Source organism: Pseudomonas sp. 22189, from assembly GCF_052045635.1.
In the GTDB taxonomy this organism is placed as follows: Bacteria; Pseudomonadota; Gammaproteobacteria; order Pseudomonadales; family Pseudomonadaceae; genus Aquipseudomonas; species Aquipseudomonas parakoreensis.
Genome location: NZ_JBQEPG010000004.1, coordinates 239,168 through 256,743, shown reverse-complemented (window position 1 = coordinate 256,743; position 17,576 = coordinate 239,168). Strand labels below are relative to the sequence as shown.

Genomic DNA, 17,576 nt, shown 5'->3' with positions numbered 1-17,576 from the left:
CGTTATAGGTATAAAAGATGCGGCAGTTTACCTGATGCATCGCCCCCTGCCCACGCGTTGGTCTTTTTTGGCAAGTTGGCGTTCAGTTGCGCCGCTCGACGATATACCGGGCCAGGTCGCGCAAAGGCTCGGCGGCCGCGTCAAACGGTCGCAGCGCGTGCAGGGCTTGATCGCGCAGCTCAAGGGCATAGGCCTTGGCCACGTCCAGTCCCAGCAGGGCCGGGTAGGTCGGTTTGTCGCGAGCGATGTCGGCGCCCTGGCGTTTGCCGAGGGTTTCGGTATCGCTTTCGACGTCGAGAATGTCGTCCTGCACCTGAAAGGCCAGACCGATGGCCTGTGCATAAGTCTGCAGAGCCTTGAGTTCGTCCGGCTCGGCACGGCCGCTGGCCAGAGCGCCGAGCTTGACGCTGACTTCGATCAGCGCGCCGGTCTTGTGCCGGTGCATCTGCTCCAGCGCTTGCTGATCGAGCTTCAGGCCGACCGAACCGAGGTCGATGGCCTGACCGCCGACCATACCTGCCGGGCCGGCCGCGTGCGCCAGCGCCGTGACCTGTTGCAGGCGGATGTCGGCATCCAGATTGCTCAGGCGCGGATCGAGCAGGGCGCTGAAGGCCAGGCTCTGCAAGCCGTCGCCGGCGAGGATCGCGCAGGCTTCGTCGAATTTCTTGTGGGTGGTGGGCTGGCCGCGACGCAGATCGTCGTCGTCCATCGCCGGCAAATCGTCGTGAACCAGCGAATAAGCGTGGATCAGCTCAACTGCGCAGGCCGCGCCGTTGGCTTGTTCAGCCTTGCCGCCCAGCGCTTCGCACGCGGCGTAGGCCAGCAGCGGGCGCACGCGTTTACCGCCGATCATCACGCTGTAGTGCATTGCCTCATACAGGCGCGACAGCTCCGGCAGCGGTGCCTTGAAGAGGATTTCCAGTGCTGCATTGACCCGCGCCTGGCTGGTCGCCGAATACGCCGCAATCATTCTGGCTGTTCCGCGTCGAAGGGTTCCTCGGCGAGTTCGCCATCGCGCTCCAGCAGCACTTGCACCTTCTGCTCGGCCTGGGCCAGCGCTGCCTGGCAGTCACGGGTCAGACCGATGCCCTGCTCGAAAGCGGTCAGCGAGTCTTCCAGCGACAATTCACCGTTCTCCAGACGCTCGACCAGTGTTTGCAGGTCGGCGAGGGACTGTTCGAAATCCAGTGCAGCTTTTTTGCGGGCCATGGCGGCGATTTCCGGTTGACGTTAAACCGGCGCGACACTAGCAGATAGGGGGTTTATGGGCAAATGAGTGGGCCGACGGACAAGGGTGTCAGTCGGTCGAGTCACCCGGATATTGAATCTGATACCGAGTGCTCCGCCCCCCGCCCGGAAGACGTTGCAGGCAGCCTTTTTCCAGCAGTTCCGCCAGATGTCGGGTGGCCGTGGCTTTGGAGACCTTGGCCACACTCTGGTATTGCGCTGCACTGATACCGTGCTCGAAACCGCGCTCACCACCGTCGAGCAAACGATTGAGCACTTTGATCTGCTCCGCCGACAGCCCGGATTCGCGGTGCGCCTGCCAGAAGCGTGATTTTCCCAACACACTTTCAATCCGCGCGATGGCCTGTTGCAGACTGCGCAGTAAGGTTTGCAGGAACCATGTGAGCCAGTCGGTAATGTCCAGCGTGGCTTTCTGACTGGATTCGAGAATCCGGTAATAGCCCGCACGATCATCGAGGATGCTGGCGGACATCGCATAAAAACGAATCGCCTGCGCTTCGCTCTGAGCCAGTGCCAGATCGGTAAGGGTGCGAGTCAGGCGTCCATTGCCGTCGTCGAACGGATGCAAGGTGACGAACCAGAAATGTGCGATGCCAGCTCGCAAGAATGGATCGAGGCCTGCCTGTTGCCGACTGGCGTCGAACCACTTGAGAAAACTGTCGAGTTGCCGCTCAAGGCCTTGTCGCGGTGGCGCCTCGAAGTGCACGGTCGGACGGTCGATTCGCCCTGAAACCACCTGCATCGGCTCATCGCCGCGTAATGCGCCGACATTGATTGCACGCGAAAGGAAACCACTCTCCTGTTCTGGAAACAGCCATGAATGCCATTCCAGCAATCGTTGCAGTGTCAGCGGTTCGGCAAAGCGTTGAGTGGCATCGAGCATCAGTTGCGCGAGCCCTTCGCTGCGCTTGCTGACGTTGTCGCCATCAGGCGATTCCAGCCCCAGGCGTCGTGCCAGTGAAGAACGCACGGATTCAACATTCAATTGTTCCCCCTCGATGGCCGAGGAGGTCACGATGTTTTGCAGCAACGCGTCCAGTTCAGTCTGAGCGCTCAATGAATTGCCCACTGATCCCGCCATGCCCATCAATTGTCCCTGCGCCTGAACGCATTCGCGCAACAGCGCAGTGAGACGCTCTGCCTGCCAGTTGAAGTCGGGCCAGTCGGGCTGCTGCCAGATCCAGTGAGTTGCCATGAAATGCCATTCCTGAGTGCGTGAGCCGAATAGAAACGCTATTCGGCTCATTTCGTGAGCCGAATATGACGCCTATTCGGCTCATCGTCCACCAAGCGGACGTGATTCTTACCGCAAATCCAGATGTATCCGATTGTTAAAAAACTGCCGAATCGCTAATCTTCGCGCCTTCTACGACCCGCTAGTCACGGGGTCTTTCAGACGAAACGCAGTTTTCACCGCTGTGAAGTACCGAGGATCGGGTGCAAGGTTTCGTTCAGGCATGGCAGGAGGCATTACATGCGTTCATTTCTTTGGCTGCTGATCGGTTGGGCTTGCGCGCCTGCGCTGCTGGCGGCGCCGACTGCCGAGCTGTCAGAACCGTCCGGTGGCTGGCGTTATCACGGCCTGCTTGATCGCAGTGAAAACCCGCAAGTCGCCTATCCCACGCCGCCGATCGATCGCGGCATTCAGCGCAATCGCACGATGATCCAGGGTCAGCTCAAGGCCATCGGCAATCAGCGCGGGCCGCACACGCTGGCGGTCAACGGCAATCCATTGAATCTGTACACCGACGATGACGGGCGATTCGCCCGGCCCTATGCGTTCGGCGCCGGTTCCAACAGTGTCGAAGTGCGCAGCGCCGAGGGCCAGTCGCTCAAGCGCGTGCAGTTTTATGAAGCGAACAACCTGCGTACCCCGGCGAAGATTCGCGTGGTGCTCGGCTGGGACGATCCCAAGGCCGAACTCGACCTGCACATCATTACCCCGGACGGCCAGCATGCGTTCTTCGCTCACACGGCGCTGACCAATGGTGGCGGTCTGGACCCGGATGGCGTCGATGGCCCCGGTCCGGAAATGTTCACCATGACCGCGCCGCTGCATGGCACCTATCTGGTTTACGTCAACTATTGGGGCAACTTCGGCGACGGCGGCTATAACTTCGAGGAGGCCAGCAATCAGAACGAGGTCATCACCTCGCAAATCACGCTGGTGCTCAACGAAAACACGGTCGACGAAAAACGCGAAACATTCATCGTGCCCCTGCGGGCGATCGGTGACCTGCTGCTGGTCAAGACTTTCAACTATTAAGCATCCCGCTCCACGGATGAACTTCGGGTTTTGTGAACATGAGTGATAACGCTGCTTCTCCGGCCGTCCCGACTCCTGCCGGCCAACCTTCCCGGCGCTGGCCGGCGCTGCTGATCGGCCTGGCCCTGGTGGCTGGAGCAGCCGGTGGTCTTGGCTGGCTGCTGCACAAGCCCAAGGTGCCGGCGGCGGCATTGGCCAGCGACAAGCTCGGCCTGAGTCGTCCGGATGCACTGCTGGAAACCCGCTCCCTGAGCCAGTTGCCCAAGGACCTGCTGGCGGTGCCGTTCCTCAAGGCCACGCTCACCGAAGATTTCGTCTTCTATTACGAAACCCACGCCGACCGCCTGGGGTTGATCGGCAGCCTGCGCCGGATCATTTACGAACACGACCTGAAGCTGCAGGACAGCCTGATCGAGCAGCTTTTCGATCAACCGGCCGACGTCGCGCTGTGGCGTGGCGCCGATGGCCGGCTCAAGGATTTTCTGTTGGTGATGGATCGCGGCGGCTTGGCGAAGCTGCTCGAGCCGCTGGCGAAAGTGGCGCTGGACGATTCGCAGCTCAGCGTCTTCGGCAGCCTCAAGGTCGGCAGCGACGAAGTGCCGCTTTACCAGCTCAGCTACAACGCCAGTAAATCGCTGCTGTTCGCTTCGCGCGGCGACAAACTGGTGGTGCTGTCCAACCCGAACAAATATTACGACCCGGCCAACGGCGAGTCCGAGGAGTCGGGACATGTCTCGCCGCAAGCGCTGGCAGCCTTGCTCAATGGCGACAAACTGTTCCCCGAAGCCTTCGGTCTGCCGGCCAAGGCGCCGGAGATCAAACAGCGTCTGTCGGTCAATTCCAGCGTCCTTGCCATGGGCTATCAGCGCTTCATCCCGAACTTTGCCGGGCTGCGTTTCGACATGGACGACAAAGGCTGGCACAGCTATCTCGCCATGGATGAGCTGGATAACCAGCCGGACTTCGATTTCAAACCGGTGTGGCAAGCCATGCCGCTGGGCGCCAGTGCCTGCGTGACCTTGCCGGTGGCGGCTGAACCGCAGAAACCGCTGCTGGTGAAACTCGGCGCCGACGAGGCGGTGGCGCAGAAACTCACCGAGCATGTGGCCGGTGCGGCGGGCCTGTGCTGGTACGCCGATTCACGGTTGTACACGCCGTTGCTGGTCGCGAGCCTGAAGGACGAGGACAGCAGCAAGCTCGATGGCGACCTGGGCACGTTGTTCGGTTCGATGGTCGGCGCCTACGAGACGAATGTCGATGAACACGCATTCCCGGTGGTCGAGAAACAGGAAGGTCAGAGTCATGTCTGGCAGCGTCAGGTCAGTTCCAATTTCGGCCCGTACGCCGCCAAGACTGCCGAGAACCCGGACGCGATCAGCGGCCGCGCTTTCATGAAAGTCAGCCTCGCGCGTCACGGTTCGACGCTGCTGTTCTCCCTCGACGACAAACTGGTCGACAAGGCCCTCGGCACCCTCGACAAGCGCTTCCCGCCAATGGCCGACGTGCTGCCGAAAGATGTGCTGATGCCGATCTACTTCGGTCCGGATTCGATGGCGCAACTGATGCAGCAGGAAACCCTCGACAGCCTGCCGCAGGACATGGAACCGGTGTTCTACAACGCCGCGCAAACCTACCTGATCCCTAAACTGCGCACCCTCGGCGGCTACGGCAAATACGCGTTGACCTTGCCTGAAGGCAGTGAGCCGGATGGCCACTGGCAATGGTTGCCGCTGGAATGGAAAGCGCTGTGACGGCATTGATCCGCAGCCTCGGCCTGCTCGCGCTACTGCTCAGCGCGGGCGCCCGAGCCGTCGAAACGCCGGCGCTGGATCCGGCGCAGTCCCAGGTGTTCCGCGCCTGGTTCGTGCGCATCGCTCAGGAGCAACTGAGCCAGGGCCCGAGCCCGCGCTGGTATCAGCAGGACTGCGCAGGCCTCGTGCGTTTTGCCGCCAACGAAGCGCTGAAGGTCCACGACGACAAATGGCTGCGCAGCAATGGCCTGTCCAATCGCTACCTGCCGCCGGAACTGTCGCTCAGCGACGAGCAGCGCAAGCTCGCCCAGCAATGGCAGCAGGGCGGCGGCAAGGTCGGGCCGTACGTCAACGCGATCAAACTGATTCAGTTCAACAGCCATCTGGTCAGCCGCGACGTGTCCCAGGCACGCCCCGGCGACCTGATGTTTTTCGATCAGGGCGACGACCAGCACCTGATGATCTGGATGGGCCGCTACATCGCCTATCACACCGGCACGACCACCCCCACTGACAACGGCATGCGTTCGGCAAGCCTGCAGCAACTCATGACATGGAAGGACACCCGATGGATACCCGACGCAGCCAACCCCAACTTCATCGGCGTCTATCGACTGAACTTTCTCTCCCAATGACCGGTGCCCGCATGCTGCGACTCTGCGCTCGAATTCCCCTGCTGCTGGCGCTGTTGCTGCCATTGGCGACCGTCAACGCTGAAGATTCGGTGGAGCCGAGTGGCTACACGCCGGTCGCCGGTGAAAGCTTCTTCCTGCTGGCCGACAGCAGTTTCGCCGCCGACGAGCAGGCGATGGTGCGTCTCGAAGCACCCGGTCGCGACTACCGCCGTTTCCGCATGGAGCCGTATGGCGGCGCCGACATTCGCGTGTACCGCATCGAGAAACCGCTGGATTTCCTCAAGCGCCAGAAGAACCTGCACCGCGTGGTCAGCGACGGTCAGTTCAAGGGCGAAGGCCTGTCCAACACCCTCGCGTACCTGTGGGACAACTGGTACCGCAAGTCGCGGCGGGTGATGCAGCGTGCGTTCTCCTATGAGTCGCGCAAGCAGGTCACCGAAGAAGTGCCGGAATTGAAGATGGGCAACGCCATCGCCGCGCCGACCCCGTACGACGCGCAGCCGCAATTCGCGCTGATTCCGGGTCTGCCGGTGGTCAGCCAGTTCCGTTATCCGCTGTGGCAGGCCAAACCGATCCAGCCGCCGGCCGGTGTCAATCTGGCCGGGTCTTCCAGCGAGTTCGTCAGCGTTGCGCCGGGTAACGTGTACATCCCGCTAGGCAACCTGAAACCGGGCCTGTACCTGGTCGAGGCGCTGATCGGCAAGTACCGCGCGACCACCATGGTCTTCGTTTCCAACACCGTGGCGGTGAGCAAGATTGCCGGCGATGAATTGCTGGTCTGGGCCGCGCGCAAACACGAAGGCAGTTCGGTGCCGAAGGTCAATGTGCTGTGGACTGACGGCCTCGGCGTGATGAGCAGCGGTGCCACCGATGCCGATGGTTTGCTGCGCCTGAAACACGTCAGCCCCGAGCGCTCGTTCGTCATTGGCGAGGATGAAGAGGGCGGGGTGTTCGTCTCGGAAAACTTCTACTACGACAGCGAAATCTACGACACCAAACTCTACGCGTTCACCGACCGGCCGCTGTATCGCCCGGGGGATTGGGTGTCGCTGAAAATCGTCGGTCGCGAGTTCAAGAATGCGCGGGATTCGGTATTGCCGGGTGCGGCTGACGTCAACGTCAGTGTGCTTGATGCCACTGGCACCGAGCTGCAACACCTCGACCTGAAACTCGATTCCAAGGCCGGTACACAAGGCCGGTTCCAGTTGCCGGACAACGCCGTGGCCGGTGGTTACGAGATCCGCTTCAACTACAAGGATCAGGCCTACAGCAGCGCTTTCCGAGTGGCCGAATACATCAAGCCGCACTTCGAAATCTCGCTGAACCTGGCCAAGCAGGATTACCGCACTGGTGAGCCAGTGAAGGGCAGTCTGGTGTTGCTCTACCCGGACGGCAAACCGGTGGCCAACGCCAAACTGAGCCTGAGCCTGCGTGCCCAACAACTGTCGATGGTCGACAACGAGCTGCAATACCTCGGGCAATTCCCGGTGGAACTGACCAGCACCGAACTGACCACCGACAGCAAGGGCAACGCGACCCTCGACCTGCCGGCCGCCGACAAACCGAGCCGCTACATGCTCACCGTGTTTGCCAGTGATGGCGCGGCGTATCGGGTCAAAACCACCAAGGAAATCCTCATCGACCGTGGCGCCGCGAGCTTCCGCCTGAGCGCGCCGCAACGCTTCAGCGCGGTCAACGACAAAGTTGCGTTCCGCTACGTCAACGATGGCGGCAGCGAGCAGAGCAAAGCGGTCACCCCGAGCAGCTACAACTGGGTGCGCCTGGAAGACCAGAGCACCGGTGAAGGCAAACTGGCGGCCACCGACAAGGGCTTCAGCATTGCCTTCGAACGTCCGGGTACTTACAACCTGACGCTGAAAGATCAGCACGGTCGTGTCCTCGGCGCCACCGGCCATTCGGTTACGGGGGAGGGCGTCAAAGCGGTGCCGGGCACTGTGGAAATCGTCCTCGACAAGCCTGAGTACAAGGCTGGCGATGAAGCACTGGCGCTGATCACCTTCCCGGAGCCGGTCAGCGACGCCCTGCTGTCGCTGGAACGCGACAAAGTCGAAGCCACCGCGCTGCTGGCCAAGGGCGGCGACTGGCTGAAGCTGGAAAAACTCAGCGACACCCAATACCGCGCGCGGATTCCGGTGAAAGACAATTTCGCGCCGAACCTGACCTTCTCGGTGCTGTACACCAAGGGCGGGCAGTACAGCTTCCAGAACGCCGGGATCAAGGTGGTCGCACCGCAAATCGACGTGGCGATCAGCACCGACAAAGCGCTGTATCAGCCGGGCGACACCGTCACCGTCGATCTGACCACGCAGTTCGCCGGCAAAGCGGTACCGGCGCACCTGACCGTCAGCGTGGTCGATGAAATGGTCTACGCGCTGCAACCGGAAGTCGCGCCGACCATCGACCAGTTCTTCTATCACCCACGGCGCAACAACGTGCGCACCAGCGCCAGCCTGTCGTTCATCAGTTACGACGTCGCGCTGCCGGGCAGCCCCGGCGCACCGGGCAAGGCCAACCGCAGTGAGCGCGGGGTGAAAGTGCTGGAGCGTCCGCGTCGTGAAGACGTCGACACCGCCGCATGGCAGCCAGAGTTGTTGACCGGTGCCGACGGCAAAGCCCGTTTCACCTTCAAGATGCCGGACTCGTTGACCCGCTGGCGCATCACCGCGCGGGCCATTGCCGATGACGGCCAGGTCGGGCAGAAGAAGCAGTTTGTCCGTTCGGAAAAACCGCTGTACCTGAAGTGGAGCGGGCCGAGCAAATTCCGCAAAGGCGATCAGCCGCAACTCGGTGTGTTCGCCTTCAGCCAGGCCGAAAAACCGGTCAAGGCTGAGCTGGTCACCCATTACGCTGGCGCCGAACAACGCCTGCCGGTAACCCTGAACAACGGCATCAACTACGTGCCGCTGCCAGCGTTCGCACTGGCCTCGGGTGAGTGGACCGCCGAGTTGGTGCAGGACGGCAAAACCGCTGACGCCCTCGCCGTGCGCCTGAGCGCGACCGGTGACGGCTGGCAGGTCACGCAAACCCAGAGCCTCGACGTGGCCAGCGGCGACACACCGTTGAGTTTGCCAGCAGATGCCACCGATATTCGCCTGCGTCTGGATGACAGTCCGCAAGCGCTGTTCCGTTCCGCGCTCGACGATCTGCTGAGCTACCCGTACGGCGGCGTCGAGCAGACCGCCAGCCGCTTGCTGCCGCTGAGCATCGCTTATCCGTCGCTGGCGTCGAGCCCGCAGATCCGCGATCGCCTGCGCCTGATCATGCAGAACAGCCGTCTGCGTCTGGTGCAGATGGCCGGACCGTCGGCGAGCTTTACCTGGTGGGGCTTTGACGGCGAGCCGGACGCGTTCCTCACCGCGTATGCCTACTACGCCGACTGGAACGCCAGTCAGGTGCTGGAACTGACCTTGCCGCCGGAGCATTGGCAGCGGGTGCTGGAGGTCTACGCCAAGCAAGCGCCGAACACGCCATTGCTGCAGCGGGCGCTGATCCTGTCGTTCGCCAAGCAGATGCACCTGCCGGTGAACACCTTGCTCAGCGGTTTGATGGACGATCTGGCCAAGGCCGGTGAGGGCAACGCCGAAACTCTGATGGACGACGGTGAAGAGAGCCTGGTGATGAGCGATCCGGATTCGGCGCTAGGGCTGGCGGCGGCGCGGGTATTGACTGCGGCGCTGGCGACCCAGTCGAAAGTCGCGTTGCCGGAGGCGTTCAATCGACAGGTCGGTGCGGCGCAACAGCGTCTGGCGGTCAGTTCGCAGCCGTTTGCCGAAGCGCTGAATTTGTCGCTGCAAGCGTTCGATCAGGCCCGCGCGACGGCGTTGCTGCAACGTCTGTTGCCGCAGCAATCGACCCTCGAACGCGCCCTGGCGCTGAGCTGGTTGCAACGCAGCATCGCGCAGGCCTCGCCGACCATCGCGCTGCTGCCGGGTGAAGGCTGGAAGAAAAACTACGGCACCACCGGCGAGATGTACTGGACCTGGCAGGGTGCGACGCCGGTGCCGAGCGTGTTGTCGGTGTCCGGCACTCAGGAGCGTCCGCTGCGCGCGGCGTTGAGCTTCCAGACTGCGCAACCGCCGGTCGATCCAATGGCCGTGACCATCACCCGGCGTCTGTCGCGACTGGTGCCGGGCGACGAAGCGTTCACCTTCAAACTGGAGCCGGTCGGCGCTAAACCGCTGTCCAGCGACAGCCTGTACCTGGACGAAGTGATCCTCACCAGCAAGGCGCCGAAACCGCTGCGCTACGGCATGCTTGAAGTGCCGCTGCCACCGGGTGCCGATGTCGAGCGCACTACCTGGGGCATCAAGTTGCAGGGCAAGGACGGTACCGAACCGACCGCGCTGGAGAAAGCACGTTTCGAACCGGGGCAACTGGCCTACGCGGTGCCGGTGGATGCGCTGAGCGGCGAATTGCGTTTGCGCCATCTGGTGCGGTTCTCGCAGAAGGGCCAGTTCAACCTGCCGCCGGTGCGTTTCACTCAGGTCTACGCGCCGCAGCATCAGGCCCAGGAAGCGAAAGCCGCCCTCGGTCAGGTCACGGTCAACTGACATGAACCGGCCGCTGCTGTGGCTGCTGATGTGTGTGATGCCTGCGCTGGCGACGGCGCAGGATGAGCCGCTGCGTCTGGCGTACAAGGGTGAGTTGCTGGCGTTGAATCAGACGCAACTGATCGCTCGCGAGCCGTTGCCGCCGACGCTGGATACGCCGCTGGGCAGCCTGTGGAAATTGTTCGTCTACGCGTGGCTGGTGGATACCGGTGCGCGCGAGCCGGCGTATGAATGTCGCGGGCAGTCGAAGGACGAGGTTTATTGCTGTTCGGCGGGCGGCAGGATCGAGCGTGATCAGGCGTTGGTGAAATCCTGCGGCTTGTACTTCGAGCCTGCGCGGTTGGGCATCGCAGCTGCCGATTGGCGCACGTATTGGCAGGCGCGGCAGGCGCCGGCGTGGTTGCTGGATTTGCCAGGCGTGCAACCGGCTACCCGGGTTTCCGTGGCTGATTTGCTGAAAGTGTTGTCGTTGCTGCCGGCACAGGAGCAGATGCGCCGCGTGCTGCTCGACGTCGTGCTGAACGCGGCGGACGGCAATGTCGTCGGTGAGCTGGGCGGGCGCCTGCGGGTGAAAACCTGGAGCTGGCTCGGCGATCAGGATCCGCAATCGCGCCAGGGTGGTTTCGCCGGTTGGACGGCGGACGGCTCGCCGATCTGGGCCGGTGGGCGTGGCACCAGTCAGATGGTTTTGCGCCATTACGGGCAGGCGTTGGCGACGCTGTTGCCTGCTTCCTGGCCGGCGGAAGCAGGGCGTTGTGTTGAGGTCGGACTGTTCTCGCGTTATCCGCTTTCGCGAGTCCTGTCGGGTGAGCGCGTCGCTGGCTCTGGGCCTTTGCAGGGCGACTACCGTGTCGAATTCGCCAACGGCAATGCGCTGGATATCCACAGTGCCGGCGAACTGTTTCTGCTCAACGACAAACTGGTCGCCAGACTTGATAGCGAAGAATACGTCGCCCGCGTCCTTGAGCGTGAAGCCAAACCGGAACCCGCCGAAGCCGCCAAAGCGCTGGCCGTGGCGATCCGCACCTATCTGTTGCAAAACGCCACGCGCAACGGCGATTGCCTGAGCATCGACGACAGCAGCAACCGTCAGCGCGTCGCTCCGCGTCCGGCCTCCGCCGAGTCGCGCAACATCGCCGCATGGACAGCGGATCTGGTGCTGGCCGGCAGCACCGTCACCTATCACTCCGACCAGCCCGGCCCGGACAGACTGGCCTGGCAACAGGCCGTCGAGCAGGCCAATGCCGGTCAGCGCTACGACGCGATTCTGCTGCACGCCTATCCGCGCGCCAGCCTCAGCCGTTGGGACAACCCGGTGGCCTCCTGCGAAGCGTTGCCCGCCGCGCAAGACTGGCTGCAAAAGCAGCGTCGCGGCTGGCGTCCCACGCTGGAAAGCGAAACCGGCTACAACGAAGTCAGCACCTTCGCCGTGTGCAAACTGGCGTTCGGCCGCCCGTTTGTCGATCGCGAACGCCAGCGCATTTATGTGCGCGGCGTGCTCACGCTACAGGATCGCCTCGACCTGACTCACGAATACCTGCACCTGGCCTTTGAAGCACATCCCAACGGCCAGGATGAAACCTACATCGAAGGGCTCGCCCGTCACCTCTTGCTGGAATAGACCATGACACTCCGTTATCCACAGGTCTTGCTGTTGCTCTGCGCGTTCAATGCATGGCCGATGGCAATGGCCGCTGACAGCGTCAAACTCGATACCCCGGTCGGCGGCTGGCGCACCGGCGCGCCCGAGGGCGAAGGCGAGAACTTCCGCCAGACCGTCAACTACCCGGCCTCGTCGGTCAACACCCCTGTCGGCCAGGCCAACACCGCACGCATCAGCGGCGAAATCAAAGCCACCCCCAAGAGCAAGGAGCCTGGGCGACTGATCGTCAACGGCGTCAGCATGCCGCTGAAAATCGACGACAGCGGCCGCTTCGACCGCCCGTTTTCCTTCCCCAACGGCAGCAACAGCGTCGAAGTGCGCAGCCCCGACGGCCAGCAACGCCACCGCACGCAGTTCCTCAACGCCAGCGGCGGCGCCACCCCGGCCAAACTGCGCGTGTTGCTGTCGTGGGACAGCGACGGTACCGACCTCGACCTGCACCTGATCACCCCCGACGGCGCGCACATCTGGTACGGCGACCGCGTCGCACCCAACGGCGCCGCGCTCGACGTCGACGTCACCACCGGCTATGGCCCGGAAATCTTCGCCATGCCGGCGCCGATCAAGGGCCAGTATCTGGTGTATGTGAACTACTTCGGTGGTGGTTATCGCGGGGATGATGAGGGCGGGGAAGAGGCGGTGCAGCCGCTGACCACGGCGCAGGTGACGGTGATTACCGAAGAGGGGACGCCGAGCGAGAAGATGGAGACGTTTGTGGTGCCGATGCGAGCGGTGGGTGAACTGACGCTGGTGAAGTCGTTCAGCTATCCCTGAGCAGCAGCCTGCTCAGGGTTGCACTAGAAACCAGGCGGAATGTAACCAGGCACGAACGGCACGTTGATGCACTTGCCGTGAATGATCTTTCCGTCCTCGATCCTGAACAGCACGATCTTTTTCGCCTTATTGACGGTGGCTTCGAGTTTGCAATCGGAACTGTGGCCGACCGTCTGGTAATACTCTGTGTAAACCATGCCGTTACCGGTGTGATTCATTGAAGTACCGGCCGCTTCCGTGGTGGTCCAACTGGACGATTTATACCAGGTGAGCACCGCGAGGTTCTCGCCATTGGCGCCGGTCTGCTTTTTCATCGAGTCGGGTTTGCCGAACAGGTCCAGCGCTTCCTGTACATCGCGTCCTTCCCAGCGCGACTGCGCAATCAGGTGGCAACCATTGGTCAGTAAAACCGCGGGCGTTATCAGCAGCGCCAATAACGTTTTAGTCCATGGGTTCATCGTGATTCCCGCCGCTTACTTGTTGCCCAGGATCGAGTCGAGGTTGTCCATCATCTGGCCTTTCTCCTGAATCGGCGCCAGTTTGAAGAACATCTGCTGCATACCCTGAATCATCTGCAGGTACTCCATCTTGCCCAGCGCGATCATGTCCTTTTTGGCAGGTGAGCAAACGAACTCGCTGGTGCGCTGCACCCAGAACTCCTTCGGCTGCTGCCATTGGTCATTAACTTTGAGGTTGCGCATCATGTAGGCGATGCGATCAACCGACTGGCCATTGAGCACTCGGACCTTGTTCGTTGAACACTGAACCTCGAGGTTGTAGGCATCGATCATCGGTTTGCCGGGTTCCTCATACACCAGTGTCACGGCGACCAACTTGGCCCCTTTGGTCTGCTTCGACGGCATGACTGACGTGCTGTCGGCGACATACATGATGTTCTTGTGGGGAATACCGTTGCCGTAAATGATCCACCAGTCACCAACAAGCTTCGGCTCGTCCGCCAAGGCTGAAGTGGTAGCGGTCAGGAGTGCGGTCAGCAGAACAACGGATTGATTGAGTTTGAAAAACGACGACATGGTGTTGCTCCATTCCTTGGCGCTTTTGTAATGCACAAAAACAGAATGGAAATTTAGTGGTGAGGTTGGGCGCGGGGCAATTAGGGCGGATGTGCTAATGGCTTATTGCGATGCCCGTTTCAGTCAGGGCCTGGTAAGGGGGCAAGTGCTTCTTGCCCCATTTCATAACGATGTCAGGCCGCTATTTCCGGGCGGAAACTGCTGGATGTCAGACGCGTGATCGCAATTCCTAGTGCCTGATCATCGAATAATTTGTTTTTACGCACCGCAGCTCTGGACCCACCGTCCCAGTTCATCAGTGCTTTACGTACCGCAGGAACGGTTGGAGCAATCCTTTCCCGAATCAGCAACCAATCAACGGTCGCCAGCAACTCCATGCCGAAAGGTGACTCAAAACCGTCGATCAATTCAGCCGTTCGCTCTAACGCTTGGGAGTATTCCTTGGCTTCAGTCTTGAGGTAGGTTTGCAAAAAGGCTTTGCGATCTTGATCAAACCAAATGACATCGGTGATTCCTGCATCACTGATGCGCTTGTCGCAATGTAGATAGCTGCCATCCAGATTGTTGAGCAGATGCTCCAATCGATTGGCATACGGGCCGAATTTATGAGCGACAAATTTGAGGTTTAGCGGATTCTCCGCACCTGGAATTTTCTCGATTGCACGTTCAAGAAACCAAGCCAGTTTCTGAATTTCGAGCAGGCTGCACTCCATGCCCAGAACCCAATAACGCCGGACCAGTTCAGCAATCAGTGCGCGCGCCGGAGTGAGTTGCTCAACGCCATCGCGCTTAGCGACATTCAGATACTGATTGGAGGGTTCGAACACTAATACATCGACATCCAGGTCACCCAGCACTTCTACAATCTGCTCGCGCACTTCAGGCCACTTCAAACCACCGTTACCCGCGCCCAGCGGAGGAACAGCAACGGACTTCACATCGTTTTCAAGCAGAAACCGTCGCAGATCATGCAAACCTTCGGTTATCCACGCCATTTGCGACGGATACCGCCAGTGGCGCTTGGTGGGGAAATTCACAATCCAGCGCGGCCCATCGAGTTCGTTGGTGGCCGTCACATGCATCTTGCCGGTTTCTACTTCCCCGGCCTTACATGCCGCTGCATACACGCGGTAATTCTGCGCAAAGCGCTCTTTGAACATCAGCGCGATGCCCTTACCCATCACGCCAACGGTATTCACCGTGTTGACGAGGGCTTCGGTTTTGGCTTCCAGCAGGTTGCCTTGGGTGAATCTGATCATTGGAAATACCATGTGGGGCGCGCATGAACCGGCAACGTCAGGCCTCTGGCGGCGACGTCTGCTTCTATGCGTACTTTCATTGCATCGGTGTGGCACATGATGCCCAGTAGTCCCGTAATCGGTAAGTGATGGTGGATCAGCGCCTCAGCCTGATAACGCTCCATTTTGCGAGGGTCGTCAGGATCGCGCTTGAAGTCGCGCCGTTGAAGGATAGACCAATCGATCTGGTCGAGATTCGCCAGATCGCTGTAGTAGTTTGTCCAACTCGGGTAGGCATGTGCGTTTGTGAACACAAATGGTAGGCCGAGCTCTTCAACGCGATAGAGGCTTGAGACCAGAATCACGATCTCATCGTTACTGCGTTGCTGAACACTCCACCCAGAGTGAATGTTCTGCATCATCACCGAGAAAGGTGTGAAATAGAAGGGCACGTAGTCGGCCAGAACGCCTTCGGGCGCAATAGGTACCTGACGGGTACGTCGCTTGTCGATCAATTCGACGTTGCCGATATTCACGTACTGAGGTGCCTGTACCTCCGAGTTTGCACAATGCAGACCGTTGTCCAGAATCCAGGGCAGGTTATCGCGATGGACGATACGCCAAATCAGAGCTTTCTCTGGATTCAGGTTGGTATAGATCATTGATAAAACATTCTCTGGTTCACGCTGGTCTGCACATTAACATCGGCTGCCTGTAATTTAGCTACGCAAAGTGCATCAACTTCTTCGCTGGGGGTGAAGATTTTGAAGAAGGCATCAGGTTTAACAATCCCCGGTGCGAGACACTCTGCCATGCAGATGCTTTTGCAATGAGGGTCCAGGTAATCGCGACTGCTCATGACATCCCACTCGATGGCTTCGAAACCCTGTTCGTAATCAAGTAGCTGTATTGAGTCGCCCGCTAACGGGTGGCGTGGAATGACTTTCCAGCCGTATTGCTTGGCTGTTGATCTGTAGACCGAGATCAACACAAATTGTGCCTCTGGCCTATTGCGCTGAACGCTTCCGTCAAATGGATTCTTCGCAAACCAGTGGAAGGGGACGTAGTTGTCGAGCTGCAGAGCCTGCCGCTTTTTCAGGATTTCAGCATCTGCGACGTCTTTGAAACCCGAGAGGCCGGCGCGAGGTTTCAAGCCATCCCTGAAAATCCCATCCAGGTTTTCAACTGAAGTGAGATGGTAGAGAAGCTTCTGATCCTTGATGCTTTTAACGTCCGACATAGTGGTCTCCTTGACCTGCACATCAACCTAAACTGAATTCAGTCCCGGCCTTGCCCCGTGCTGATGTAACCCTCGATCCGTGGGGGTTGGTAGAACAGTTGTCGTGATTCTAGTGTGCCATCACTTTTCACGGCAAGCCCAATATAGGAATCGAATAGCCGGGCCAAATTGACTCACCACTGAACTCATTCCTCATCAAAGTAATCGCGATCCAGCGTCGGCAACCGTAACAAACGGGATGTCACGCCCACCTCATGATCCATCATCAGGTGCACAAGCCGCGTGCCGTCTACCAACACAATACCGTCCACCGATTTGGCGAAGTCGACAGCGTTCGCCGTAAAGCCAGAGGTAGTGATGAAAACGCCGCGCTTTGCTTTTTGCCCGGCGAGTGCTCCATAGAACGCCTGCAGTTCAGGCCGGCCAACCGTGTTCTGCCAGCGCTTGGCCTGAACGTAAACCTTCTCCAGCCCCAATTTATCGAGCGAGATAATGCCGTCGATGCCGGCGTCACCGGAGCCGCCTACACGTTGCAAATCATTGCGACTGGCGCCGTAACCCAGTCGATGAAGTACATCCAGCACGATCACTTCAAAGCGGTTGGGGCTGACCTGTAGCAAGTTGTCCAAAAGGTCGGCCGCCGTGGCATCGCGCAACTCCTTAAGCGCTCGTTCCAGTCGGTCGTCGGGGCTTTCGGTAGCGGAGGCCAGATCTGGCTCGACATTTGGTTGGTCATCCAGTGGCTCGGCATCAGGCGCGACTTTCAGCTTCACATTCATGTAGCCGATTGCTAAATGCTCCACATCCTTGGCCGACAGCGGAAATGCATGCTCCTTGGCGTACTGCACGCCTGCATCGGTCAATTTCCAGTAGCCGCGTTTGGCACTGCTGGAAAGACCGGCACGCTTGAGACGGTCGTGCGCCCAGCCTGATCGGTTCTTGTAGGTGGCCTGACCACTCGCGATCAGCTCTTCACGCTGAGCTTCTGTTAGTTGCAGCATTTTGGCTGCCGCTTCGTGTGCGTCCCGAGCAATAGCGCCCTCGGGCTTTGTGGCGAGAAAACGCAGGATCGGCTCAATGAACTGATCGTAGGTTGGAACGGACATGGGCGCATCCCTGTGCTGATGGGGTGTTTTTGAACTGACTGGCGGGCGAG

General features: G+C 60.2%; 15 protein-coding genes and 1 tRNA gene. 6 read left to right on the top strand and 10 right to left on the bottom strand.

The features are described from left to right. Positions 1-82: 82 nt before the first annotated feature. The 3 genes from ispA to ACTJKS_RS05995 form a co-directional block, all read right to left on the bottom strand. Positions 83-970, bottom strand: coding sequence for a (2E,6E)-farnesyl diphosphate synthase (gene ispA, locus ACTJKS_RS06005; protein ID WP_108183929.1), 888 nt, complete (start codon positions 968-970; stop codon positions 83-85). Then, entirely contained in the window at positions 967-1,209 is a 243-nt protein-coding gene (locus ACTJKS_RS06000; RefSeq protein WP_003228627.1) for an exodeoxyribonuclease VII small subunit, read from the bottom strand. Before ACTJKS_RS06000 ends, ispA begins: the two co-directional genes overlap by 4 nt. Before the next feature lie 88 nt (positions 1,210-1,297). Further along, on the bottom strand, positions 1,298-2,443 hold the full coding sequence (locus ACTJKS_RS05995) for a Fic family protein (protein ID WP_027612924.1): 1,146 nt from the start codon (positions 2,441-2,443) through the stop codon (positions 1,298-1,300). Between the two features lie 279 nt (positions 2,444-2,722). Between ACTJKS_RS05995 and ACTJKS_RS05990 the strand changes: the two genes are divergently transcribed. Further along, the gene (locus tag ACTJKS_RS05990; RefSeq protein WP_086793070.1) at positions 2,723-3,514 is read left to right on the top strand and encodes a YfaP family protein; all 792 of its coding nucleotides are present in this window, start codon (positions 2,723-2,725) and stop codon (positions 3,512-3,514) included. A gap of 537 nt (positions 3,515-4,051) precedes the next feature. Here the strand turns inward: ACTJKS_RS05990 and ACTJKS_RS05985 are convergent. Further along, positions 4,052-4,140, bottom strand: a tRNA-OTHER gene (locus ACTJKS_RS05985). Here ACTJKS_RS05985 and ACTJKS_RS05980 point away from each other — a divergent pair. Genes ACTJKS_RS05980 through ACTJKS_RS05960 form a run of 5 tightly spaced genes read left to right on the top strand, consistent with a single transcriptional unit; the run spans position 4,111 to position 12,908 of the window. Beyond that, a complete protein-coding gene (locus ACTJKS_RS05980; protein WP_262948141.1) occupies positions 4,111-5,265 on the top strand; it encodes a DUF2138 domain-containing protein in 1,155 nt (384 codons plus the stop codon). The genes ACTJKS_RS05985 and ACTJKS_RS05980 overlap by 30 nt on opposite strands. Further along, positions 5,250-5,900: a DUF1175 domain-containing protein gene (locus ACTJKS_RS05975; RefSeq protein ID WP_108183927.1), complete on the top strand. Its 651-nt coding sequence runs from the start codon at positions 5,250-5,252 to the stop codon at positions 5,898-5,900. The genes ACTJKS_RS05980 and ACTJKS_RS05975 overlap by 16 nt, the downstream gene beginning before the upstream one ends. Next, complete coding sequence (locus ACTJKS_RS05970; protein WP_108183926.1) at positions 5,897-10,471, top strand: alpha-2-macroglobulin family protein; 4,575 nt, start codon at positions 5,897-5,899, stop codon at positions 10,469-10,471. The genes ACTJKS_RS05975 and ACTJKS_RS05970 overlap by 4 nt, the downstream gene beginning before the upstream one ends. Before the next feature lies 1 nt (position 10,472). Beyond that, complete coding sequence (locus ACTJKS_RS05965) at positions 10,473-12,092, top strand: DUF2300 domain-containing protein (protein ID WP_108183925.1); 1,620 nt, start codon at positions 10,473-10,475, stop codon at positions 12,090-12,092. 3 nt (positions 12,093-12,095) lie between these two features. Then, on the top strand, positions 12,096-12,908 hold the full coding sequence (locus ACTJKS_RS05960; protein WP_108183924.1) for a YfaP family protein: 813 nt from the start codon (positions 12,096-12,098) through the stop codon (positions 12,906-12,908). Positions 12,909-12,931: 23 nt separating this feature from the next. Here the strand turns inward: ACTJKS_RS05960 and ACTJKS_RS05955 are convergent, their stop codons facing one another. The 6 genes from ACTJKS_RS05955 to ACTJKS_RS05930 all read right to left on the bottom strand — a co-directional run bounded on the left by ACTJKS_RS05955 (position 12,932) and on the right by ACTJKS_RS05930 (position 17,526). Then, the gene (locus tag ACTJKS_RS05955; protein ID WP_108183923.1) at positions 12,932-13,366 is read right to left on the bottom strand and encodes a hypothetical protein; all 435 of its coding nucleotides are present in this window, start codon (positions 13,364-13,366) and stop codon (positions 12,932-12,934) included. Positions 13,367-13,381: 15 nt separating this feature from the next. Beyond that, the gene (locus tag ACTJKS_RS05950) at positions 13,382-13,942 is read right to left on the bottom strand and encodes a hypothetical protein (protein WP_108183922.1); all 561 of its coding nucleotides are present in this window, start codon (positions 13,940-13,942) and stop codon (positions 13,382-13,384) included. 173 nt (positions 13,943-14,115) lie between these two features. After that, positions 14,116-15,201 (bottom strand): type II toxin-antitoxin system antitoxin DNA ADP-ribosyl glycohydrolase DarG, encoded by a 1,086-nt coding sequence (gene darG / locus ACTJKS_RS05945; protein WP_108183921.1) that lies wholly within the window; start codon positions 15,199-15,201, stop codon positions 14,116-14,118. Further along, positions 15,198-15,842 carry a type II toxin-antitoxin system toxin DNA ADP-ribosyl transferase DarT gene (darT, locus tag ACTJKS_RS05940; RefSeq protein ID WP_108183920.1) on the bottom strand — a complete coding sequence of 215 codons (645 nt, stop codon included), beginning with the start codon at positions 15,840-15,842 and terminating at the stop codon, positions 15,198-15,200. The genes darG and darT overlap by 4 nt, the downstream gene beginning before the upstream one ends. Further along, positions 15,839-16,420 (bottom strand): DarT ssDNA thymidine ADP-ribosyltransferase family protein, encoded by a 582-nt coding sequence (locus ACTJKS_RS05935; RefSeq protein WP_098965796.1) that lies wholly within the window; start codon positions 16,418-16,420, stop codon positions 15,839-15,841. The genes darT and ACTJKS_RS05935 overlap by 4 nt, the downstream gene beginning before the upstream one ends. Before the next feature lie 185 nt (positions 16,421-16,605). Next, the gene (locus tag ACTJKS_RS05930; protein WP_108183919.1) at positions 16,606-17,526 is read right to left on the bottom strand and encodes a restriction endonuclease; all 921 of its coding nucleotides are present in this window, start codon (positions 17,524-17,526) and stop codon (positions 16,606-16,608) included. Between the last annotated feature and the right edge of the window lie 50 nt (positions 17,527-17,576).